The 22327-nt window shown below is 38.3% G+C and carries 23 protein-coding genes; 11 read left to right on the forward strand and 12 right to left on the reverse strand.

Going from position 1 to position 22327, the window contains the following annotated elements; all coding sequences use genetic code 11:
- Positions 1–23 precede the first annotated feature (23 nt).
- From sapF to pspF, 7 genes are all read right to left on the reverse strand, one after another.
- Positions 24–827 carry a putrescine export ABC transporter ATP-binding protein SapF gene (gene sapF, locus PR683_RS02885; protein WP_004910462.1) on the reverse strand — a complete coding sequence of 268 codons (804 nt, stop codon included), beginning with the start codon at positions 825–827 and terminating at the stop codon, positions 24–26.
- Entirely contained in the window at positions 828–1823 is a 996-nt protein-coding gene (gene sapD / locus PR683_RS02890) for a putrescine export ABC transporter ATP-binding protein SapD (protein ID WP_004910464.1), read from the reverse strand.
- Positions 1823–2713, reverse strand: a complete 891-nt coding sequence (sapC, locus tag PR683_RS02895; RefSeq protein WP_004910466.1) for a putrescine export ABC transporter permease SapC — start codon at positions 2711–2713, stop codon at positions 1823–1825. The genes sapD and sapC overlap by 1 nt, the downstream gene beginning before the upstream one ends.
- Positions 2700–3665: a putrescine export ABC transporter permease SapB gene (gene sapB / locus PR683_RS02900; RefSeq protein WP_004910469.1), complete on the reverse strand. Its 966-nt coding sequence runs from the start codon at positions 3663–3665 to the stop codon at positions 2700–2702. The genes sapC and sapB overlap by 14 nt, the downstream gene beginning before the upstream one ends.
- The gene (sapA, locus tag PR683_RS02905) at positions 3662–5347 is read right to left on the reverse strand and encodes an ABC transporter substrate-binding protein SapA (RefSeq protein ID WP_042851809.1); all 1686 of its coding nucleotides are present in this window, start codon (positions 5345–5347) and stop codon (positions 3662–3664) included. The genes sapB and sapA overlap by 4 nt, the downstream gene beginning before the upstream one ends.
- A gap of 361 nt (positions 5348–5708) precedes the next feature.
- A complete protein-coding gene (locus PR683_RS02910) occupies positions 5709–6314 on the reverse strand; it encodes a hypothetical protein (RefSeq protein WP_004910472.1) in 606 nt (201 codons plus the stop codon).
- A 494-nt stretch (positions 6315–6808) separates the two neighbouring features.
- Positions 6809–7825: a phage shock protein operon transcriptional activator gene (gene pspF, locus PR683_RS02915; protein WP_164528912.1), complete on the reverse strand. Its 1017-nt coding sequence runs from the start codon at positions 7823–7825 to the stop codon at positions 6809–6811.
- Between the two features lie 270 nt (positions 7826–8095).
- On the opposite strand from pspF, the gene pspA reads away from it, so the two are divergent.
- From pspA to PR683_RS02955, 8 genes are all read left to right on the forward strand, one after another.
- The gene (pspA, locus tag PR683_RS02920) at positions 8096–8761 is read left to right on the forward strand and encodes a phage shock protein PspA (protein WP_164528911.1); all 666 of its coding nucleotides are present in this window, start codon (positions 8096–8098) and stop codon (positions 8759–8761) included.
- Positions 8762–8841: 80 nt separating this feature from the next.
- Positions 8842–9072 (forward strand): envelope stress response membrane protein PspB, encoded by a 231-nt coding sequence (pspB, locus tag PR683_RS02925; RefSeq protein ID WP_004910474.1) that lies wholly within the window; start codon positions 8842–8844, stop codon positions 9070–9072.
- Positions 9072–9428 carry an envelope stress response membrane protein PspC gene (gene pspC, locus PR683_RS02930; RefSeq protein ID WP_109911274.1) on the forward strand — a complete coding sequence of 119 codons (357 nt, stop codon included), beginning with the start codon at positions 9072–9074 and terminating at the stop codon, positions 9426–9428. The genes pspB and pspC overlap by 1 nt, the downstream gene beginning before the upstream one ends.
- 82 nt (positions 9429–9510) lie before the next feature.
- Positions 9511–9690, forward strand: coding sequence for a hypothetical protein (locus PR683_RS02935; RefSeq protein WP_109911275.1), 180 nt, complete (start codon positions 9511–9513; stop codon positions 9688–9690).
- 82 nt (positions 9691–9772) lie between these two features.
- Positions 9773–11170, forward strand: coding sequence for a YcjX family protein (locus tag PR683_RS02940; protein ID WP_196718504.1), 1398 nt, complete (start codon positions 9773–9775; stop codon positions 11168–11170).
- Entirely contained in the window at positions 11167–12222 is a 1056-nt protein-coding gene (locus PR683_RS02945; protein WP_272581666.1) for a YcjF family protein, read from the forward strand. Before PR683_RS02940 ends, PR683_RS02945 begins: the two co-directional genes overlap by 4 nt.
- Positions 12223–12461: 239 nt before the next feature.
- Entirely contained in the window at positions 12462–14021 is a 1560-nt protein-coding gene (tyrR, locus tag PR683_RS02950; protein WP_004910482.1) for a transcriptional regulator TyrR, read from the forward strand.
- A gap of 322 nt (positions 14022–14343) precedes the next feature.
- Positions 14344–14718, forward strand: a complete 375-nt coding sequence (locus PR683_RS02955) for a hypothetical protein (protein ID WP_042851578.1) — start codon at positions 14344–14346, stop codon at positions 14716–14718.
- A gap of 78 nt (positions 14719–14796) precedes the next feature.
- Here PR683_RS02955 and tpx read toward each other — a convergent pair whose 3' ends face one another.
- A complete protein-coding gene (gene tpx / locus PR683_RS02960; protein WP_004910486.1) occupies positions 14797–15300 on the reverse strand; it encodes a thiol peroxidase in 504 nt (167 codons plus the stop codon).
- 705 nt (positions 15301–16005) lie between these two features.
- On the opposite strand from tpx, the gene PR683_RS02965 reads away from it, so the two are divergent.
- Together PR683_RS02965 and zntB are read left to right on the forward strand one after the other, a co-directional pair.
- A complete protein-coding gene (locus PR683_RS02965; RefSeq protein WP_196719544.1) occupies positions 16006–17628 on the forward strand; it encodes a peptide ABC transporter substrate-binding protein in 1623 nt (540 codons plus the stop codon).
- A gap of 351 nt (positions 17629–17979) precedes the next feature.
- Positions 17980–18963 carry a zinc transporter ZntB gene (gene zntB / locus PR683_RS02970; protein ID WP_004910490.1) on the forward strand — a complete coding sequence of 328 codons (984 nt, stop codon included), beginning with the start codon at positions 17980–17982 and terminating at the stop codon, positions 18961–18963.
- 259 nt (positions 18964–19222) lie between these two features.
- Here zntB and ttcA read toward each other — a convergent pair whose 3' ends face one another.
- Complete coding sequence (gene ttcA / locus PR683_RS02975; RefSeq protein ID WP_004910491.1) at positions 19223–20137, reverse strand: tRNA 2-thiocytidine(32) synthetase TtcA; 915 nt, start codon at positions 20135–20137, stop codon at positions 19223–19225.
- 261 nt (positions 20138–20398) lie between these two features.
- Here ttcA and PR683_RS02980 point away from each other — a divergent pair, with 261 nt between their 5' ends.
- A complete protein-coding gene (locus PR683_RS02980) occupies positions 20399–20539 on the forward strand; it encodes a hypothetical protein (protein ID WP_162598825.1) in 141 nt (46 codons plus the stop codon).
- Between the two features lie 135 nt (positions 20540–20674).
- Here PR683_RS02980 and PR683_RS20375 read toward each other — a convergent pair whose 3' ends face one another.
- The 3 genes from PR683_RS20375 to PR683_RS02990 form a co-directional block, all read right to left on the reverse strand.
- On the reverse strand, positions 20675–20911 hold the full coding sequence (locus PR683_RS20375; protein WP_226537835.1) for a CatA-like O-acetyltransferase: 237 nt from the start codon (positions 20909–20911) through the stop codon (positions 20675–20677).
- 92 nt (positions 20912–21003) lie between these two features.
- Entirely contained in the window at positions 21004–21240 is a 237-nt protein-coding gene (locus PR683_RS02985) for a helix-turn-helix domain-containing protein (RefSeq protein ID WP_117161971.1), read from the reverse strand.
- Positions 21241–21573: 333 nt separating this feature from the next.
- Entirely contained in the window at positions 21574–22269 is a 696-nt protein-coding gene (locus PR683_RS02990) for an aspartate/glutamate racemase family protein (RefSeq protein ID WP_272571255.1), read from the reverse strand.
- Between the last annotated feature and the right edge of the window lie 58 nt (positions 22270–22327).

Consider the following 22327-nt stretch of genomic DNA (forward strand, 5'->3'; position numbering starts at 1 on the left):
CATCACAGACAATGGAAAAGCCATTATAAGTCTTGTCGCCAGGCATCTATTGACAGAGGCTCACCAAAGTGGCTTTCAATTAGTCGTCGGGTAACGTCATGAAGAGGGGCGGCTAAAACTTCTGCTGTATTACCACGTTCGACAACTTCACCTTTATCCATCACAAGCATTTTATCGCTGACGTGTTTCATCATCCCTAAGTGCTGGGTAACATAGATAAATGCAATATCTTGTTTTGCTTGCAAATCTAACATTAAGTTGATGATCTGTGACCGCATGGACATGTCTAACGAAGCTAGTGCTTCATCAGCAATGATAATTTCGGGTTGTAGAATAAGCGCTCTTGCCAGTGCAATACGTTGTTTTTGCCCCGATGCTAACATATGTGGGTAATATTCAGCGTGGTCAGCAAGTAACCCGACTTGGCGAAGCGTTTGAATAATGCGCCTTTCACGTTCTATGCCAGTTAAGTCAGTGTTTAATTTTAAAGGGAGTTCAAGCGTTTGACCAATACGCTGCCTTGGATTTAGGGACGTACTTGGATCTTGAAAAATCATACGAATACGCTGGCAACGGTAGCTATAATCACCAAAATTAAGTGGTTGTCCGTGTATAAAAATATCGCCGCTGGTGGGTTCTACAACGCCGGATAACATTCGCGCAAGAGTTGATTTTCCTGAGCCATTGGCACCAATAATGGCTAATGTTTGGCCTGCCTGTAAGTTAAAGCTAACAGGCTTAACAGCTTGCAATTCGTGCCGATGAAATAGGCCCTCACGAAAACGGAAAGTTTTGGTGAGATTACGGACTTCAAGTAAGGTTTCCATTTAAGATTGTTCCTCGGTGTTTAGCGGATAATGGCAAGCAACGAGGTGGCCTTTAATATTGCGCAGTTGAGGCGCATTGATGCAAGTACGTTGTGCATAAGGGCAACGGGGGCCAAGACGGCAACCAATCGGCAAATGTTCAAGAGAAGGAATTGCACCGGGTAACGTATTTAACCGCCCTTTATGGGGAAGAGGGCTTTCAAAATCTGGGATTGAACGGATTAACGCTTGGGTATAAGGGTGGCGTGGTCGCTGTAGGATATCTTCTGGTGTTGCGCTCTCAACCGTTTGCCCACAATAGAGTACGTTGATGCGGTCAACAAGTTTTGACATCATTTCCATATCATGGCTAATGAGCAAAATTCCCATATTATTGTTTTGATTTAATTTATCCAGTAAACGGAAAATTTGTGCTTGAGTGGTAGACTCCATCGCATTGGTGGGTTCGTCGGCGATTAATAACCGTGGTTGGTTAGCTATCGCAATCGCTATCATGACTTTTTGACATTCACCATCGGTGAGTTCATAAGGGTAACTGCGCATGATATCTTTATGATCTTTTATCCCCACACGGTGTAACAGTTCTATTGCACGGCGTTTACGCCAATTAAAACGTTGCCACCAGCGGCCTTTATATGTCCATCCAGGAATCGATTGGATAAGCTGTTTGCCTATATCAGCGGCTGGATCGAGACAAGATTGTGGTTCTTGAAATATCATGGAGATATTATGACCAATTAACTTACGACGTTTACGTGGGCTGAGTTTTAGTAAGTCAATGTCTTGAAAGCGAAAACGGTCGGCTTTCACACGAATGTTGTCTTTCGTTACGCCACAGATAGCTTTTGCAATAAGGCTTTTACCGGAACCTGATTCGCCGACTAAACCTCGAATTTCCCCTTCAGATAATGTCATTGATACGCGATCAACAGCTTTGACTGGGCCATTGGCAGTCATAAATTCGATAGTTAAATTGCGGATGTCTAGTAGTGGCATTATTCAACTCCCGCATTGATGGCACGGTGTAGCCCATCACCTAAAAGGTTAACAAAAAGCACGCTTATCATGATAGCAACACCGGGTAAGATAACCGTCCAGGGAGCAACGTAGATAAGCTCTAAAGTATCTCCTAGCATGGCACCCCATTCAGAAGATGGAAGTTGTGCACCTAAATCAAGAAAACCTAAAGCGGCAATATCTAAAATGGCAATTGAAAGTGCCCGAGTTAGTTCAGTGACGAGAATAGGAGTAATGTTTGGCAGTACGGTATACCATAAAATAAAAATGTTTGAAGCGCCATCTAGGCGTGCGGCAACGATGTATTCTTTATCTAACTCATCATGTACAGCAACATAGATGGTTCTTACCATTCGCGGAATTAATGCAAGGCAAATAGCGAGCATCGCATTTTCTAAACTAGCTCCCATAAAAGCGACGACAATAATAGCGAGTAATAAGGATGGAATTGATAGCAAGGTATCGAGTATATGGTTAAAAACTGCAGATTTTAACCCGCGAGTCATTCCCGCTAGGCAGCCGAGAACTAATCCAATTAGTGTTGCAATCAGTGTGACTAAAATAGCTGCACCAAACGTTGATTTAGTGCCAATTAATAGCCGACTCAGAATATCGCGGCCAAGGTCGTCAGTCCCAAAGAAGAAGGCAACATCACCATAATGTGACCAAGACGGTGGTGTTAATTGGTAACCTAAAAATTGTTGGTCTAGTGCATAAGGTGCTAGATAAGAGCCAACAAAGCATAAAATTAATAAAACTAACACACCAAAAAATCCCACCATAGAAACCACATCTGATGAGAAGATATTCCATACCACTCGTGTTGGGGATGGCATTTTTTGTTCACGATAAAAATTATCTGAGGACATACCAATCCTTATGTTTTAATGGGTCCATCATGGCGCCTAAAATATCAGACAACACATTTACAGTAATCACTAGTGCGCCAATTAGCATCACGCCAGCGGATATTGCGGAGTAATCTTCTTGGCGGATAGCAGTAACTAACCAACGGCCAAGCCCTGGCCAGTTAAAAACGAGTTCAGTTACCATGGTCAGTGTCAGCATAGTAGAAAACTGTAGCCCAAGCTTAGGAATAATGGGGGGGATAGCATTATGAAAAATATGGCGGCGGATGATTTTAATTCGTGACAATCCTCGAATAGCGGCTGCTTTGATATAATTTTCACTGGCGACTTCTTCGGTGCTATTACGTACCAACCGAATAACCTCGGTTGTTGGTGCGAGTGCCAAAGTCAGAACCGGTAACACCATGTGTTCAAGTACATTGATGATCATATCTTTACGATAGGGTGAATCCGAAAGCCATGCATCTACCAAGGCAAAGCCAGTTACTGTTTTTAAATTGTATAATAGGTCAATTCGACCCGATACAGGTAGCCACCCTAAATGTAATGAGAAAAAGAGGGTTAAAACGAGTGCGAGTACAAATACAGGGACAGAAAATCCTAATAAAGCAAAAACACTGATAGCAATATCAGCTGGTTTATTACGCCAAAAAGCAGCGATAATCCCAAGTGGAATACCTGTCGTTAAAGCAAAAATAAACGCTAAAATGCATAACTCCATGGTGGCAGGGAATGTGTCTTTTAATTGTTCGGTGATGGGTTCCCCGTTAATACTTGAAACGCCAAAATCAAAATGAAGTAAGCCTTCAAAATAAAAAATATAGGCATCGATAAGTGATGCGCCACTCAGTGGTGCATTAGGCGTAAAATAGCTTAAGCTAAAGCTGACTAGTGATAGAAAGAATACCGTGACTAATAAAAGCAAAAAACGACGCAGTGAATAAATTATCATGGTTGCTGCCTCTGTTTTTTCGGAGAAACTTTTTCAGCCTGTTCCATTTCCCGATACACACCGGCAAATGAGGTATTACCAAACGCACTGATCATTAGCCCTTTTATATCATAGCGATAGGCCTGTAAACGTAAAGAGTAGGCAAGGGGTAAGACAGGTAAATCTTCCCCTAAAATTTGCTGTGCCTGATGGTAATAATCTATACGTGCGGCTAATTGCTGTGTCAATAGTGCCTTATGTAAGATTTCATCAAAAGCGGGGTTACACCAATGGCTTAAATTGGTTTGGGAACCAATCGCCGCACAGCTTAGTAGCGGGCGGAAAAAACTGTCAGGGTCATTACTGTCAGTTGTCCAACCTGCTAATGTCATATCATGGGTTCTATCCATTAATTGGTTTTCTTGGAAGCGGCCTTCAACAGAACGGATATTCATAACAATACCAACCTGTGCCAAGTCTGCTTGGATAAGCTCAGCCATTTTTAGTGGGCTAGGGTTATATGATTGCGAAGCGATCGGCACCCATAAATCCAGTTTTAGATTTTCTAACCCCATCTCTTTGAGCATTTTTTTGGAACGTTCGGGGTTATAGTCAGTGATCTTTGCTTGATTATCATAAGCCCATGAGGCTCTAGGTAAAATAGATGCAGCTGTTTCTGCTGTACCGTAATAAATTGATTGCATTAGACGTTCATTATTAATTGCATAAGCAATTGCTTGACGTACTTTTAGTTTATCTAATGGTGGTTTACTGGTATTAAATGCGAGATAGGCAATATTCATCCCAGAACGCATAGAAATCCGCAAACGTGGGTCATCTCGTAATACTTTTAATTGGCTTGCTGCAGGGTAGGCTAAAACATCACATTCCCCGGTGAGTAATTTCGAAATGCGACCAGTTCCTCCGGCCCCCATATCAACAACCACTTCTTCCATACGCGGTAAACCCTTCCAGTAATTGTCATTTCTGAGAAGTCTAACGAATTGCCCGGCTTGGTAGTCATCTAAATGAAATGGCCCCGTACCCACAGGTCGCCAATCAATTAGCTCTTGGCGATTGATACTTGAAAGGTAATCAGCGTACTCGGATGAAAGGACAGGAGCATAGTGTGTTGCTAGGTGCCATAAAAAAGACGCATCAGGTGAATTTAAGCGGAACTCCACCGTATGGTTATTAATTTTACGTATACTTTGGACACTATTGGCAAATTGTAAACTATCGAAATAAGGGTAACGTCCCCCATTGATATAATGATAAGGATGGTTTACCTCAAACATGCGAGAAAAGCTAAACACGACATCATCAGCATTCATATTGCGCGTTGGTGTATACCAAGCTGTGTTTTGAAACTTTACATCTTTACGCAGGTATAAGCGGTAGGTTGCGCCGTTATCGAGAACTTCCCAGCTAGCAGCCAGTTCTGGAACCAAACGATAGGTAAATGGATCAACATCTAATAGGCGATCATAAATTTGAGCACCGAGAGGGTCGACAATTAACCCGCTACTGACTAGTTGTGGATTAAATGTCGTTACGATCCCATTTACACAGTAAATAAAACCTTTTTGGCGTATATCTGCAGGAACCTCGTTAGCCACAATATCGGTAAAGCGCTCTTGGTTATTAAGCGCTTGTGCAGACACAGAAATGAGAAATAAAAACCAAAGAGTTAATAGGCGCATACCACTGACATCGTTAACTAGAATTGACCTATTGTAGCCTAAAAATGGGGGGACAGGGTATAAGCAAAATTTAGCCCCAAAAAGCATGAAAATTAAGCTAAAAAGGAAGTTATTAATATAATGCTTAACTTAAATTATTAAATTAATCATTGAAGTATGTCTTAATGAGAAAATATCTCATTAAAAAGCTTTACAAATGACACTGATAACGATTATCATTCGTTTTGTCACTTAAGCCAAGTGCTTATGTAGACAAGGCATGACATTGCTCACATTGCTTCCAGTGTTTTATTTAATAGCCAGCTTGGGTGCTGGCTTTTTTTTTTGTATCAACAAGGTCGTTTAGCTTCATTTCTCGTTATTACTCTAAACCCACATAGTGTAGGTCTTCATCGGTCACTTTACCTTGGAGTGTACATAAGAAACGAACCACTCCTCTTTGTTCATCCTTTTCAATAATCAGCATTTTTTCAGCTGCATTTGGGGCCAAGTTATAGTCTTGCGTTGCGTATTCGTTAAACACCCATTGGCCTTGCAAATTGTGGCGGATCATGGGTGAGTAGATATAAGTATTTCCCACCTTTAGAATAGCAATTCTTGATGAAGTATAACGGATAACCTCTTCAAAGCTTTGAGTGGTTTCAAATCCCCAAAAATAGTATTGGCCACGTAAGCCTAAATAGGTGAAGTCATCATATTTATCGAAATTACTATGACTAACAAAAAAACGATTAAAAGTCACAATTCCAGTAGGTGAAAAATTGAGATTAACAGAAACTTGTTCACCATCATCTAATTTCATGTTTTTCAATGCATTAGATGCATCATTTAAAGCGGGATACTCTTTCATTTTCTCGAAAAAAGTCGCATCACAGTAAGAGAATGTTCTCATTAATGATTCTGCGCTGACTGTAGGAGATAAGCCGAGAAGAAAAAAGGTCATAGCAAGTATATTTATATTCTTCATAATAGGCTCCTCATATAATAAATATCATATTAATAGAGATATCATATAAATATATTTCGCACAGTAGTTAAATATGACAAGGTGTAAAAATAATTTAATTGGTTGACATTAACATGATTAAAATAAACATAGTTATGATTATATAATTAACTAAATGTGCTAAAATAAATCATTATTTATGCATACTAATTAGTATAAGTTACTAGATATAATTATTTTTATTTAAATTCTGTATGTTTTTGGAAAAGGTGATATTGTCTTACTTGTTGTTTTTGCTTATAAATTTATTTATATTGAATATTTTTGTTTTGATTTTCCCTATTGAAAATATGTTTTTTTTAGTGAGATGAATAAATGATTTTTGAAACCAAAATATAAAATTGGAAATGTTTAGTAATAAGTAATAACCCAAATTCTTTAATCCTGAATTTTTGATGTTTAAGTATAATACAGTAGTTCAAACAATAAATTCAAATTATTTGAACTACGTATTATTAATTCTCAATGTTTATTTGATGTTTTTTTATTAAGCCTCGTAGTTGGTCATAACTTAATGATAACCGTTGTGCAGCTTTACGTTGATTAAAATGACTATCTGTTAGTGCTTGTTCTAATAGCGCTTTTTCGGATTGTTGTTGCCATTGACGTAAATCACATGGTAATGAAGGCAAAATTGTATTCTGTTGTTGGGTATGTGGCATGGGGAGTGAACTTGGTGATTCATGTAGCTCAGCAAGTTTTTCGCCAAATGGGTCAAAAATAATATTATCAACGGGATCAGCACAGTTTCCATGGCGGTATATTGAGCGCTCAATAACATTTTTTAATTCGCGTACATTACCTGGCCATGGGTAGTGTTGCAGAGCTTGTTGGGCATGTAATGTAAAACCTGTAAAGTGTGAACGTTTTAATTCACCACACATTAAAATGGCAAAATGTTCTGCTAATAATAAGATATCAGGCTGCCGTTCACGCAGTGGGGGGAGGCGAATAACATCAAAAGCCAGCCTATCTAAGAGGTCAGCTCGAAAACGGCCCTGTTTGGCAAGTTCAGGTAAATTGGCATTTGTAGCACAGATTAAACGAACATCGACGTGTAATGCTTGGCTTCCACCGACTCGTTCAAGTTCACCATATTCAATGACTCGCAGCAATTTTTCTTGAACGGACATCGGTGCGGTAGCGAGCTCGTCAAGAAAAAGAGAGCCTTTGTCTGCTCGTTCAAAACGCCCTTGATGGCGTTTTTGGGCACCTGTAAAAGAACCGGCTTCATGTCCAAATAATTCAGAATCCAGTAAATTCTCATTGAGTCCACTGCAATTGAGAGAGATAAAAGCTTCTTGCCAGCGTGGGGAGAGGTAATGAAGTCTATCTGCAATAAGTTCTTTACCCGTACCGCGTTCGCCGATAACCAAAACAGGTTTATTGAGCTGAGCAAGTTCAGAAGCTTGTTCGAGTACATCGAGAAAATTACTTGAAACGCCAAGAATAGGTTCGTTGGTTTCTTTCATGGTTTTTTTTACCAATAGTTGGTTGGAAATACCGATGTTTTAACTATAAACTAAAATGAATTTTAGAGAAAGTTTATAATTATTTTATTTAAAATCATTGTGATATGAATTTTTGTTTAAAGTTGGCACGTGAGTTGCAATATGTGAATTGTAATAGCTAAATACAACATGCTATTTGTTGTTTGACTAACGGAGCGTCAGGTATGGGTTGGAAGCCAAATCAGGTCGAGGCGCTACAGAATGATTAAATCCATCAAGGGGATATAAATAATGGGTATTTTTTCACGTTTTGCCGATATCATTAATGCAAACATCGCTTCTTTGTTAGACAAAGCAGAAGATCCGCAAAAAATGATCCGTCTGATGATTCAAGAAATGGAAGACATGCTAGTTGAAATCCGTTCTACATCAGCACGCACTTTAGCTGAAAAGAAAGGCTTAGAGCGCCGTATTGAAATGGGCGAAAAACAAGTTGCTGATTGGCAAGAAAAAGCAGAATTAGCACTGGTGAAAGATAAAGAAGATTTAGCGCGTGCAGCACTGATTGAAAAGCAAAAAGTGAGTGCAATGGTTGATACCTTAAAACACGAGCTGATTATTGTTGATGAAACCTTGACCCGTTTAAAAGGTGAAATCACTGAATTAGAAAACAAACTGCAAGAAACGCGTGCGAAACAGCAATCAATGGTTGTTCGTATGGAAGCAGCACAATCTAGTCGTAATGTTCGTCGCCAACTGGATAGCGGCAAACTGGATGAAGCAATGGCTCGTTTTGAACAGTTTGAGCGCCGTATAGACCATATGGAAGGTGAAGCTCAAAGTTATGGTATTGGTAAACAAAAATCACTGGAACAACAGTTTGCAGAGTTAAAAGCAGACGATGAAATAAGCGCGCAATTAGCGGCGCTTAAAGCTAAAATCAATAAAGATCAGTAACAGTTATTTTGATGCACTGGTACGTTAGCAATATCGTATCAGTGCCATAGATAGGTTAACCATATGTATAAGGATATGTGATGGGCTACGTTTTTCTGTCTCTCGTATTAATTATTTTTCTCATTTTTATTCTGCCTATTTGGCTGTGGCTACATTACAGCAAAAAAAATAATGGGCAGGGGAGTCAGCTAACTGAAAATGAAGTACAACGTTTGATGCAATTAGCAGAGCAAGCATCACAGATGCAGCAACGCATTAAAACGCTTGAAGATATTTTGGATGCAGAACACCCAAATTGGAGGCAAAAATAATGACTCAATTTCGCAACCGCAAACTTTATCGTTTAACGGATAGACGTGTGTTCGGTGGTGTGTGTTCGGGTATTGCTGAGTACTTAGAACTTCCGGTTGCTTTGGTCAGAGCATTAGCCGTATTAGCCTTATTTGTAAGCTTTGGTATTACTTTGATTTTGTACATCGTGATGTGCTTTGTTGTCGAAGCGGCACCAAGTGGCTACCGTTCACAGAAAGATATTGGCCCAGAAGTGAGTAGTCTTATTAACCAAATTGATACACAATTAAAATCCGGTGAAATGAAGTTACGCCAGATTGAAAGATACGTTACTTCAGATACTTATACAGTGAACAGTAAATTTCGAAATCTATAGCAAATCGTATCGCCATCACATGATAAGGGATTAGGTTTCAAAACCAAATCCCTTTTGTTTTTTATCAATAAGTGAGTGACATATGGCAAATAACGTTCGTTATCGAATCAAAAAATTTGTAAAGAAACTTATTCTACAAAAAAGTATTCGAATCGCTGCGGTATTACTTATGACATATGGCCCAGCCGGAGTCGTAGGTAAAATCATTAAATTATTGACGAGTAAATGGTTGCTCAATGTACTAATTAAACGGTTAACCTAATACAATTTGTTTTATGCTAAATTATAGTACGCAATATGACGTAAAATGGGTTTAAATTGAAAGGATAAGTCTTGGGAGGAGCATGAAACGACTGCACAGTGAATTAACGGATTTGATGAATAGAAGTGTTGATCGTCATGTTAGGCTCGCAGTAACAGGGCTTAGCCGTAGTGGAAAAACCGCATTTATTACTTCACTGGTGAATCAACTATTGAATGTGAATGCCGGGGCACGGCTGCCTTTATTTTCTGCTGCGCGAGATAAGCGGTTACTAGGTGTTAAACGGATACCTCACCGTGATTTGTCAGTACCACGTTTTGCGTATGATGAAGGTATTGCTTCTCTTTATGGGGAGCCCCCGCAATGGCCAACACCAACAAGGGGAGTCAGTGAAATACGCCTTAAATTACATTACCGCTCAGAAGACTCTTTTTTGCGTCATTTTGTTGATAACTCATCATTATATTTAGAGATTGTCGATTACCCCGGTGAATGGTTGTTGGATTTACCCATGCTAGATTTAAATTATTTAGCGTGGTCTGAACAAATGAATACCTTAATCAAGGGGGAACGCGCACATTTAGCCCAACCTTGGCTGGCATTGTGTGAAAAATGTGACCCTTTAGCGCCAGTTGATGAAAATTTGCTTGCTGAAATTGCCGCTGCCTACACTCAGTATTTAGTGGAATGCAAGGCCCAAGGGCAGCACTTTATTCAACCGGGACGTTTCGTTTTACCCGCTGAATTAGCAGGAGCGCCGGCTCTGCAATTTTTCCCATGGCCGAATGTGGCCAAATATGGCGACAAAAAGTTCGCACAGGCAGGTAAAAACACCAATATTGGCGCACTACAGCAACGTTATCAATATTATTGTGAGCATGTTGTAAAGGGCTTTTATCGTGATTATTTCCAACGTTTTGACCGACAAATTGTGTTAGTTGATTGCTTACAACCGCTAAATAGTGGTGTTGATGCTTTTAATGATATGAGAATGGCATTAACGCAATTAATGCGTAGTTTTCATTATGGAAAGCGCACACTACTGAGGCGTTTATTTTCACCTTGTATTGATAAATTACTCTTTGCCGCAAGTAAGTCAGATCACGTAACACCAGACCAACATGCAAATTTAGTGGCTTTGTTGCAACAGCTAGTGCAAGAGGCATGGCAGCATGCTGCGTTTGAGGGGATCAGCATGGATTGTGTGGGTCTAGCATCAATACAAGCTACCGAAAGTGGTCTGGTAGACTATAAAGGTGAAAAATTACCTGCGTTAAAAGGGAATCGGCTAAGTGATGGTCAACCGTTAATGTTTTACCCAGGGGAAGTGCCAAAACGCTTGCCGAATGAACAATTCTGGCAAACTCAAGGTTTTCAATTTGAAGATTTCAGACCAAGGCCAACGCCAATGGATCAACCATTGCCACACATTCGTATGGACAGTGCGCTTGAATTTTTGTTGGGAGATAAACTGAAATGAATGAACCCTTAAAACAGCGTTTAGATTTTGCTGAACATAGTGAAAATAAGACGAAAGAATCGCTAAAAAAAGCCCAAGTTTTTGATGAACGTGAACTTGAAAAATTTACACCAGTGTCTTTGGAAACAGAGCAGGACAACCAAGAAGGTGAGGTTGAAAGCCTGATTAACGAAGCGTTAAAACCAAAACGGAGTTTTTGGCGTAAATTAGTTGGCGCGGCTGCGGGAATTTTTGGGGTCAGTGTCGTTGCTCAGCTCGGCGTTTGGATCCACCAATCATGGGTAACACAAGATTGGACTGCGTTAGGTGTCGCTGCCGCGGGCGGTTTAATCGTTGTGGCGGGTGTTGGGTCTGTTGTTGGCGAATGGCGGCGGTTGTATCGCCTGAGAGAACGTGCGGAGGAACGGGACTTTGCTCGCGAATTATTGCACAGTCATGGTATGGGGCAAGGAAAGGCTTTTTGTGAAAAACTGGCTAAACAATCTGCGTTATCGATGCAACATCCTGCAATTGCTAATTGGCAAGCCACTCTTCATGACTCTCATAATGATAGGGAAGTTGTTGAATTGTATAGTCGAATGGTTCAGCCTATCCTTGATGAACAAGCTCGTAAAGAAATTAGTCGTTGTTCCGCAGAATCGGCCATCATGATTGCGGTGAGCCCGCTAGCACTGGTGGATATGGCATTTATTGCTTGGCGAAATATTCGTCTAATTAATCGGATCGCGGCAATCTATGGTATTGAACTCGGTTACTATAGCCGAATTCGGCTATTTCGCATGGTGCTCATTAATATTGCCTTTGCGGGAGCGTCTGAATTAATTCGTGAAGTGGGGATGGATTGGCTATCTCAAGACATTACCGCACGGTTATCAACACGAGCAGCACAAGGTATTGGAGCAGGCTTGTTAACTGCGCGTTTAGGTATTAAGGCGATGGAATTATGTCGACCACTACCTTGGATAGAAAACAAGCTACGTTTAGCCGATTTTCGCCATCAGTTAATTGGCCAGTTAAAAAATGTCATTCCCAGCAAAAAAGAAAAAGCGTAAAACAATCGCATTGGCAGGGTGAGTTGACAGTTTTTGCTCACTCTGCAGCATCATTTATTGATTAATGTGTTTATTCTTATTTCAAGCCTTAAAAAATAAAGGAAAACCGTGATTTTATTTGTTGATGATTATAAAGCTTACAAGCTGTCAACAATTTGTGACACAAACACTGTATTCCCTTAATGTTTAAGGCTAAAATACCTTTATTCTCTCGGCTTTTTTGATGAAGGTTCTTACCTATGCGCCTCGAAGTGACCTGCCAAGACCGTATCGGTTTAACGCGTGAATTACTTGACCTTTTAGTTCTACAAAATATTGATTTAAAAGGTATTGAAATCTCTCCTCAACGTAGGATTTACCTCAACTTTACACCTGTAGATTTTCAGGTATTCAGCACATTGATGGCAGAAATACGCCGTATTAATGGTGTTATTGATGTTCGCCGAATTTATTTTATGCCTTCAGAAAGAGAACATAAAGCCGTTTGGGCGCTCTTAAACTCATTTCCAGAACCTGTTTTATCCATCGACAACAAGCTAAATATTGAGTTGATTAACCCAATGACATTGCAGTTATTTGGTTATGATGAGGCTAAAATTCGAGAAAAAACCTTTTCACAGTTAGTTGGTAGTCAAGGACTAGTACGTTGGTTTGAACGGGAGTCACCAGAGGCGTACACCGAGAAAGTTGTCATTAAAGGCCAAGACTATTTGATGCAAGTAACACCTATTATTTTGGCTGATGAAAATGGTAAATCCCATTGTACTGGTGCGGTATTACTGTTGAAATCGGCTGCAATTTTAGATAAGCAACGCCAACAAGTTATTGAGGTAGATGGCAGCGGTTTTGAACAAATTATTGCTGTTAGCCCTGTCATGGCAAATGTGGTTGAACGAGCCAAACGTATTGCTATGCTGGATGAGCCATTATTACTTGTCGGTGAAACGGGGACTGGGAAAGATATCTTAGCGAAAGCTTGTCATTTGCATAGTGCGAGAGGAAAAGAACCGTTTTTAGGCTTAAATTGTGCTTCGATGCCGGATGATGTCGTAGAAAGTGAATTATTTGGTTATGCAGCGGGTGCTTATCCAAATGCGGTTGAAGGCAAAAAGGGTTTTTTTGAACAAGCCAATGGCGGAACGGTGTTGCTTGATGAAATTGCTGAAATGTCGCCACAAATGCAAATTAAGTTATTACGTTTTTTAAATGATGGAACATTTAGGCGTGTTGGGGAAGAAAAAGAAGTTAAGGTGAACGTTCGTGTGATTTGTGCAACACAGAAAAATTTACCTGAATTGGTTGCCGAAAAGAAATTCAGAGAGGATCTTTACTATCGTTTGAATGTACTGACATTAACTATTCCTCCATTGCGTGAACGTAAAGAAGATATTCAACCGCTGACCAAAACATTTGTCGCCAGTTTTTCCAAAGAGCTTCATATTGCTGAACCTAAATTGGCACCTTCGTTGATAGAATATTTAAGTAGTTATTATTGGCCGGGTAATGTAAGGCAACTGAGAAATGCTCTTTATCAAGGGTTAACGCAACTTAATGGCAATATATTAGATGCAGATAATATCCAATTACCTGATGTAGTTAATACCCCCGCACTCGCTTTAGATTCACTCAATGGCTCGCTAGATGAAATCACTAAACGTTATGAAGCATCGGTATTAGCACGTTTGTATCGCGATTATCCGAGTACCCGTAAATTAGCTAAACGTTTGGATATTTCTCATACGGCAATTGCCAATAAATTGAGAGAATATGGCCTTAATACGAAAAAAGAGCAAAATTAAATTAAATGTATAAAAGAATAACTTACGTATTCGCAATAATAGGGCTGGTTTTAAGTGGCTCTGGCACAGCAACAACAATACCGGAAGACGGTTTGAATAAGTATTGCCAATATGTAGTGCGAACAATGGATGAAGTCTATGAAAATGGGGCATTGACTCAATCTTATTTTAAAGACGTATCTTTTTTATCTTGTGTTTGATATGGCAAAACCCTGCTAATACTATTGCTAATTGGTGAATTTTCCTGCTATATAACAAAGACAGCTGCTGTTTTAGGGTATCGTAATCTCATCTGATGGGTTTCAGCCTACAAGGAGTTGCCATGGATCAATTCACTATTAATTTCGTTGTAAATCGTAAGCTACGCGAATACATGAGCCAGAGTCATTATAAAAATGATATGTTTGAGTCTGCCGCCTCAGCCGCCGAACTTTATCTGATGAATAAAGCTGCAGTAAAATATTTAGCGAAGAAAAATCGTTTTACGTGGGAGGCGCTGGTAAAAAATGGCCATAAGCCTCGAGACCTCATTATTGATATTTTGACATCTTGCTGCCCTGTTACCCAGGACCAAGCCTTAAAAGTATTGAGTACGCTCTCTCATACTTTGATTTCTATAATGAGTGACAACAAGTTATTTGCGAATGTTGTTAATGCAAAGAACCACCAACCATTGTATTGGGCTCACGTAGATTAGAGTGGTGTTTATATTATTCAATAAAGCGGGAAATTCCCGCTTTATTGTTAACTACAGTGAACTAAATATGACAAAAGCTTATTTCAAACTATTTAATGCGCTGTCGTAATCAGGTTCTTCAGTTATTTCAGGAACTAATTGGCTATAAATAACGTTATTGTTTTCATCTAGGACAACAACGGAACGAGCGTTCAGGCCTTTTAATGGGCCACTAGCAATATCAACACCATAGTCATTCGCAAACGAGCCGCTACGGAAAGAAGATAGCGTAACAACATTATCTAAACCTTCTGCACCACAAAAACGCGCTTGTGCGAAAGGTAGATCAGCAGAAATGCATAATACAACAGTGTTATCCAAATCGTTTGCGAGCTTATTAAACTTGCGAACTGACGCTGCGCATACGCCAGTGTCGACACTTGGGAAGATATTTAAAACTTTTCGTTTACCTTCATAGGTTTCCAGCGTTGCTTCGCTGAGATCTTTGGTGACAAGGGTAAAAGGTTTAGCTTTTGAGCCCGCTTGTAAAAAGACACCGTTAACTGTGATGTCATTACCTTTTAACTTAACTGTCTGCGACATGAATTTTTCTCCCATTCATAAAGTGAGTCACTGATAACTTAATCTATCTTCTAATAAAAAATCTTTGCGATTAAAGGTTTTTTAATGTGCAGTTACGCAGTGCTGAGTTTTACATTGTACTAATGACCAAATTTTATACGGAAACTTTATCTCTTACCTTGAGTCCTATATGGGGCAAAACAAGATAATTTTACCTACTTTTTATTACAGTATGGTGCATCATCATTATATAACTACTAAGCTTTATCAATGCTTGCGTTTTTTGTTATGCACTTTTTAAACTGACCTATGAAGTGTAACAAAAGGAAATCGATCTGTATTGGTTTCTTGAGTCATTATTTAATTACCTGAAAAATGATAGAGATAGGGTTATGGTTCTATAATATGAGTATTAATTTATGTATATTTGAGTTAGGAAATCAATTAATTACACGAGAAATGTGGATATTTAAAATATGAAAGCATATGATAAATTAAGATAAACTACAGAGTAATTATGACTTGATATTACCTATGATAGATATGGTTTTTTTACATCATAAGTTTATGTTTTTATTGGCATAGTAGGTTTTTCCAACATTCAAATTACCGAAATGAAACTTAATCAGTAAATGCAGTAACGTTGTTAATAATAGCATCTTCATTTGAAATCATTTAACTAGGCTTTTAGTTACCTTTATTTATATTAACAAGATAGAAAATATAATGCATAAACATTCATTTACATCTTTAGCGATTTTGATTTCTTCAGTTTTTGTTACTACACCAGCTATTAGTGCCGTGATACCTACAGGTACAGTTTTAGCTGAAAACCAAGAAGTTACACGGCATTTAAAAGACGAACCCGCATCTTTGGATCCAGTAAAATCAGTGGGGTTAACAGAAGCACAAGTCATGCGTGACTTATTTGAAGGGCTGGTTAACCAAGATGATCATGGAAAGCCGATCCCTGGAGTAGCTCAACGCTGGGATACGGCTGATAATCGTATTTGGACATTTACACTGAGATCTGACGCACATTGGTCAAACGGTGACCCTGTCACGGCTCAAGATTTTGTTTATAGCTGGCAGCGACTTGTTTCACCTGGAACAACATCACCATTTGCTTGGTTTGCAGCACTAGCAGGCATTAACAATGCGCAAGATATTATTGATGGTAAATTGCCAGTTGAGCAACTAGGTGTTGAAGCGGTTGATACGCACACACTAAAGATTACTCTAAATAAGCCGGTACCTTATTTTCCTTCGTTAACGGCTAACTTTAGTTTATTTCCTGTTCACCAAAAAACCGTTGAAAAGTTTGGTAATGACTGGATAAAAGCCGGAAATTTAGTTGGAAATGGCGCTTTTGTTTTATCAGACAGAGTGGTTAATGAAAAAATTGTTTTGGTACCAAATAAAAAATATTGGGATCATCAAAATACAGTCATCACTAAAGTCACTTTTGTCCCGATTAACCAAGAGTCTCATGCAACTAATCGTTATTTAGCGGGTGACCTAGATATTACCGAATCATTTCCAAAACAACGCTATCAAAAATTGTTAAAAGATATTCCTAATGAAGTCTTTACACCAGACCAATTAGGGACATATTACTATGCTTTTAATACTCAACGTGCACCAACGGATGACGTTCGTGTTAGAAAAGCATTATCCATGGCGATTGACCGCCAATTAATTGCGAATAAGGTATTAGGTACAGGGGAGAAGCCCGCAAATTATTTTACTCCTGATGTCACTGATGGCTTTAAGCCTGAAAAAGGGCTTTATAATAGCTATTCACAAAAAGAGTTAGACCAGCAAGCAAAAGTGTTATTACAACAAGCTGGTTTTGGTCCAAATCACCCATTAGAATTAACGTTATTATACAATAGTTCAGAAAACCATCAAAAAATTGCTATAGCAATTGCTTCTATGTGGAAGAAAAAGCTAGGTGCTGAGGTCAAACTAGTTAATCAAGAATGGAAAACCTATATAGATAGCCGTAATACAGGAAATTTTGATGTTATACGCGCATCATGGATAGGGGATTTTAATGAGCCTTCAACCTTCTTGTCTCTGCTCACTTCTCAGCATAGTGGTAATATACCAAAATTCAACAACCCTATATATGATGAGGTTATCGCATCGGCGAGTATTGAAACAAATGCGCAATTACGCAACCGTTATTATAATAATGCAGAAGCTATCATTGCAAAAGAAGCGCCAATCGCACCTATTTATCAATATACCAATGCACGCCTAATTAAGCCTTGGCTAAAAGGTTACCCGATTAACAACCCTGAAGATGTCGCATATAGCCATAGCTTTTATATTATTAAACATTAAAAAAGATCTCAGCCTGCACATGTTGTGGACTGTTTTTCTGACAAAAAGAAAAAAGCTCCTTCCTCTGGAGAATGGGAAGGAGGACCAAAAAAAGGAATAAACACTACCTTTTTATAATAAAAAACTCATCGTAAATTTTATTGCTCATTTGTGTCAATTATGTGGTTTTATTTAGCAAAAATGGCGATATTTTGTGATTTATGAGGAATTGTCTGTTTTTATAAGATGTTAATCTCAATCTTTTTTCTTTGTTGTTTTATTCATGTATTGTGGAAGTGATTCTTGAAATAATTGCAAAGAATTATTTATTCGACTACAAATACCGTATTGATTATAAAAGGGAGATATTGCATGGGGCTGATTTATGGTTCTTTATTCCAAAATTCAAATCCTGTACATGCATTTCAGTTAAATGGAGACGGTGGATTACTTCCCATTGATGTGAATGCGAGTGCGAGCCAGCAGTCTCCGTTCTGGCTTCATTATGATTATAAAGATCCTCAAAGTTTTAATTGGATTCAGCAATCAGACCTCTTTAATGACCAAGTTAAGTCTGCGCTATCAGGGCATTCAGGGCGTTGGCGTTTGATACGTGTTGGTGATGGCATTTTATTAACATTGCAAACTTTAAATACCAATACTGGCCAGCGTCCTGAGCAATTAGTTGCATTTCGAGTATTTATTAATAACCGGGTAATTATTTCTAGCCGTCACCGAAAAGTAAACTCTTTAGACTCTGTTATTGATGACTTAAAACAGGGAGTAGGTGCGCAAAGCACAGGTGATTGGCTAGTAGAGGTTGCTGATTCTATTACAGATGAAATAAGTGATTTTACAGATTCTTTGCATGAGCGTTTAATTGATATGGAAGACTCCATATTAAATGGCCAAATTCCTGATAGAGGAGAATTTGCATTACTCCGTAAGCAAATTATTGTAATCCGCCGTTATATGGCTCCACAACGAGATATGTTTTCTCGCTTAACAACGGAAAAATTACTTTGGTTAGATGAAACTAATCGTCGTCGAATTCAAGAGATTTCTGACCGGTTAGGGCGTTGCATTGAAGATCTCGATGGATTTATAGCACGTACAGCGATTATTTCTGATGAGATAACGAATATGATGACTGAAATGATGAACCGGCGTATTTATACGATGTCATTAATGGCCATGATATTCTTACCAACAACGTTTTTAACGGGTTTGTTTGGTGTGAATTTAGGAGGGATCCCCGGTAATGAATTCCGCTTTGCCTTTAGTGTCTTTTGCGTTTTATTAGCCGTTTTAATCGCAACCGTCTTATGGTGGCTAAGAAAAAGCCGATGGCTCTAATATTGATGACTTATTTCCTATAACCGGACCTAGTTTGAGATAAATCAATAAAACTACTGAGGTTTTAGTGCAGTATTAGTCCTGCAGGTGAATGCAACGTTGAGCGATGAACGTTGTGCTCCATAATTGTAGTTTTTCTCATATTGAGTTCTTATACAGAATAATTGACCACTGTAATGCCGATGTAATTTACATCGGCTTTTTTTTGCATTAAATCCGAGCAAAAAATAACCTCCAAACAAGGAGGTTATAATAAATATTATTTAACTTCAATAATATCAAGGCGTTCAGCTGCAAAGTCGGGCTTATCATCTTCCTCTATAAAAGGTTGGAGAGGCAGCTCTTCTTTGTCAAACGCAAGGTCACCGCCATTGATAACTTCATCTCCATGAGAAATATTCTTGAAATCAAATAATTCGGTATCACATAAATGAGACGGCACAATGTTTTGAGTGGCGCGGAACATTGTTTCGATACGGCCAGGATAACGCTTATCCCAATCACGTAGCATCTCTTTAATAACTTGACGTTGCAGGTTTGGTTGAGAGCCACATAGATTACAAGGGATAATTGGAAATTCTTTAGCCTGTGCAAAGCGCTCAATATCTTTTTCTCGGCAGTAAGCGAGTGGTCGGATAACAATGTGTTTTCCGTCATCGCTCATTAATTTAGGAGGCATGCCTTTTAACTTACCGCCATAAAACATATTTAGGAACATGGTCTGTAAAATATCATCACGGTGGTGACCAAGTGCAATTTTAGTTGCACCTAATTCAGTTGCTGTACGATACAGAATTCCACGTCGTAAACGAGAGCACAATGAGCAAGTTGTTTTCCCTTCAGGAATTTTTTCCTTTACGATCCCATAGGTATTTTCTTCAACAATTTTGTACTCCACACCAAGGTTATCAAGGTATGCAGGTAAAATATGCTCAGGGAAGCCAGGTTGTTTTTGGTCCAAATTAACCGCAACTAATGAAAATTGGATAGGGGCACTTTTTTGCAAACTTTGCAGGATGGAAAGCAATGTGTAACTATCTTTACCTCCAGACAAGCAAACCATTATCCGGTCACCGTCTTCTATCATGTTAAAGTCAGCGATTGCTTGGCCAACATCACGGCGAATTCTTTTTTGCAACTTATTTAAGTTGTACTGTTCTTTATTGGTTGTCATTCTATATTGTTCTGCTTCTGGGGTTTATGTTGCTGATGGTTAATTGTACTTTCAGCTGTTAAATTATTATTGTTCTGTGCTTAAAGCCTAATCAGCGAGATCTATAAAAAGAGGCTCATAATAGCAGAAGCTGGGGGGGGAGTGATACCAGTTCGTTAAAAGAGGTGAAAATCTGTTGGGGTATGGCGTCTTCTTTATAGCCTTTATCTCATTGTATAAGCACTACTTAGAACGTAGTGTATGACAAAATATGGAGGAACTATGCCTGCAACTGATCCTATTGAATTGGTTTCGTCTTTACTCACCAGCACTATTAAAATGGTAATTACGCCAACGGAATATTTTTTTCAAAGTGGTACTATTGGGGATGCCATTTATATGAGCTTATTATTTTTGAATTAAAAATACTGAGAGTGCCATTATAACGAGATTAACCCACGACAAATGAAGGAAGGGCTAGTTTCCTTCATAACGGTGAGTAATTTATGGTACTAATGAGCTAGCTTATCACATAATTTTTGTAATTCAGTTAAAAATTTACCAACATAGAAGCCATCGCAAACAAGCATGATGTACCTGTACTGCTAGAGGCAACCATGTTTTATTGTTGTCATTATAGTATTTTCCCATAGTAAATATAGGGGTAAAGACATTAGTAATATCTGCAATATTTAGATTAAAACTGTCAAATGAAACCCAAGGTAAAGATGACACATACAATACATTCTCAATTTGCTGTGATTGAGGATGCAAACTGAGATTATCTTTATACAACGTTAATTGCTGGTGATAACTCTTGTCTAAGTCCTATATTTAACCCTTTCAATATAAAGCAAAATTTTTGTGATAGTACAATATATTCAGGCTCATGGTTGTGCGTTGACGTAGATATCAAATAATGTTTTGACATCTATATTGAGTATTTTAGATAGCATTACAAGGTGGTCAATAAATATTGAAAGAGTTCCATCTTCATATTTTATGTATGATTTTTCAGAAATAGATATTAGTTCAGCCATTTTTCTTGTCGTAATTTGACGTTCTATACGTTTTTGTTTAATAAATCCGCCTAATACAACATTACCAACATTATTTTTATACATAATAACCTGTCAAAAATTTAATCTTAATTTTTTATTATCTTAGATGAGAATTAATATTCAATGGGTAATAATCTGTAAATTTAATAAAAAACAAATCTAAGGTGGTTAAGTTAAACTAACTCTTATAAGAATAGAGTTAGTGCAATAAACGATAAAAAATAGCATTATTGTATTTTATAATCAAAAGGTGAGAATTGGCTAATATTAAATTCTATTTAATAGTGCAAAATGTGATTTTTAACTAGATGATATGTCAATTTTGCTACCATTATTTAACAGAAACTATCTTAACAATAATTATTGAAGACAGCGTCTGTTATTAGATAATAATGATTAAGCAGATAGCGCAACTTCAATTGTTTTTTGTGCATGAATGGCGGTGGTATCAAATATGTTTACTGTAGTATCATGTTGATTAACAAGTAATGTTATTTCAGTGCATCCTAAAATGATACCTTCAGCACCTTTTTCTACCAGAGATGTCATTATACGTTGATATTCCTGTTTAGATTCTTTGTTTATTTTTCCTAAGCATAGTTCATTATAAATAATATCATGAATTATTTTTCTATCTTGAGCGCTAGGTACTAGAACATCCAAATTAAACTTATCAATCAACCTTTGTTTATAGAAGGGCTGCTCCATCGTAAACGCAGTTCCTAAGAGTCCAATTGTTTTTATACCTGACTGTGTTATCCGTTCACCTGTTGCATCAGCTATATGTAATAATGGAAGACCGGTTTGAGATTCAATTAGTGGTGCTACTTTATGCATAGTATTGGTGCAAAGAACCAGAAAATCAGCGCCTGCAAGCTTTAAACGCTCTCCTGCATCTGCTAAACATTGTGCTGCCAAATCCCATTGCTCATTGGACTGATACTGTTCTATCTCAGCGAAATCGACGCTATATAAAACAATTTTAGCAGAATGTAGGCCACCTAACTGCTGTTTCACTCCTTCATTAAGTTGTTGGTAGTATAGTAATGTAGATTCCCAGCTCATACCACCAATGAGGCCTATTGTTTTCATTTTTCAACTTCCTATTATCATGCAGTGTTATTATTTTTCTTACTATACTGATTGTTTA

Source organism: Providencia sp. PROV269 (genome assembly GCF_028477785.1).
Taxonomy (GTDB): Bacteria; Pseudomonadota; Gammaproteobacteria; order Enterobacterales; family Enterobacteriaceae; genus Providencia; species Providencia rettgeri.

What these genes read in the sequence shown, in the direction of transcription:
- pspA (WP_164528911.1), top strand. Translation starts at nt 8,096, where the DNA reads ATGGGTATTTTTTCACGTTTTGCCGATATCATTAATGCAAACATCGCT.
- ttcA (WP_004910491.1), bottom strand. Translation starts at nt 20,137, where the DNA reads ATGACAACCAATAAAGAACAGTACAACTTAAATAAGTTGCAAAAAAGA.
- sapC (WP_004910466.1), bottom strand. Translation starts at nt 2,713, where the DNA reads ATGTCCTCAGATAATTTTTATCGTGAACAAAAAATGCCATCCCCAACA.
- PR683_RS02990 (WP_272571255.1), bottom strand. Translation starts at nt 22,269, where the DNA reads ATGAAAACAATAGGCCTCATTGGTGGTATGAGCTGGGAATCTACATTA.
- sapA (WP_042851809.1), bottom strand. Translation starts at nt 5,347, where the DNA reads ATGCGCCTATTAACTCTTTGGTTTTTATTTCTCATTTCTGTGTCTGCA.
- tyrR (WP_004910482.1), top strand. Translation starts at nt 12,462, where the DNA reads ATGCGCCTCGAAGTGACCTGCCAAGACCGTATCGGTTTAACGCGTGAA.
- PR683_RS02965 (WP_196719544.1), top strand. Translation starts at nt 16,006, where the DNA reads ATGCATAAACATTCATTTACATCTTTAGCGATTTTGATTTCTTCAGTT.
- zntB (WP_004910490.1), top strand. Translation starts at nt 17,980, where the DNA reads ATGGGGCTGATTTATGGTTCTTTATTCCAAAATTCAAATCCTGTACAT.
- PR683_RS02910 (WP_004910472.1), bottom strand. Translation starts at nt 6,314, where the DNA reads ATGAAGAATATAAATATACTTGCTATGACCTTTTTTCTTCTCGGCTTA.
- sapD (WP_004910464.1), bottom strand. Translation starts at nt 1,823, where the DNA reads ATGCCACTACTAGACATCCGCAATTTAACTATCGAATTTATGACTGCC.
- tpx (WP_004910486.1), bottom strand. Translation starts at nt 15,300, where the DNA reads ATGTCGCAGACAGTTAAGTTAAAAGGTAATGACATCACAGTTAACGGT.
- PR683_RS02985 (WP_117161971.1), bottom strand. Translation starts at nt 21,240, where the DNA reads ATGTATAAAAATAATGTTGGTAATGTTGTATTAGGCGGATTTATTAAA.
- sapB (WP_004910469.1), bottom strand. Translation starts at nt 3,665, where the DNA reads ATGATAATTTATTCACTGCGTCGTTTTTTGCTTTTATTAGTCACGGTA.
- PR683_RS02980 (WP_162598825.1), top strand. Translation starts at nt 20,399, where the DNA reads ATGCCTGCAACTGATCCTATTGAATTGGTTTCGTCTTTACTCACCAGC.
- PR683_RS02945 (WP_272581666.1), top strand. Translation starts at nt 11,167, where the DNA reads ATGAATGAACCCTTAAAACAGCGTTTAGATTTTGCTGAACATAGTGAA.
- pspB (WP_004910474.1), top strand. Translation starts at nt 8,842, where the DNA reads ATGGGCTACGTTTTTCTGTCTCTCGTATTAATTATTTTTCTCATTTTT.
- PR683_RS02935 (WP_109911275.1), top strand. Translation starts at nt 9,511, where the DNA reads ATGGCAAATAACGTTCGTTATCGAATCAAAAAATTTGTAAAGAAACTT.
- PR683_RS02940 (WP_196718504.1), top strand. Translation starts at nt 9,773, where the DNA reads ATGAAACGACTGCACAGTGAATTAACGGATTTGATGAATAGAAGTGTT.
- PR683_RS02955 (WP_042851578.1), top strand. Translation starts at nt 14,344, where the DNA reads ATGGATCAATTCACTATTAATTTCGTTGTAAATCGTAAGCTACGCGAA.
- pspC (WP_109911274.1), top strand. Translation starts at nt 9,072, where the DNA reads ATGACTCAATTTCGCAACCGCAAACTTTATCGTTTAACGGATAGACGT.
- sapF (WP_004910462.1), bottom strand. Translation starts at nt 827, where the DNA reads ATGGAAACCTTACTTGAAGTCCGTAATCTCACCAAAACTTTCCGTTTT.
- pspF (WP_164528912.1), bottom strand. Translation starts at nt 7,825, where the DNA reads ATGAAAGAAACCAACGAACCTATTCTTGGCGTTTCAAGTAATTTTCTC.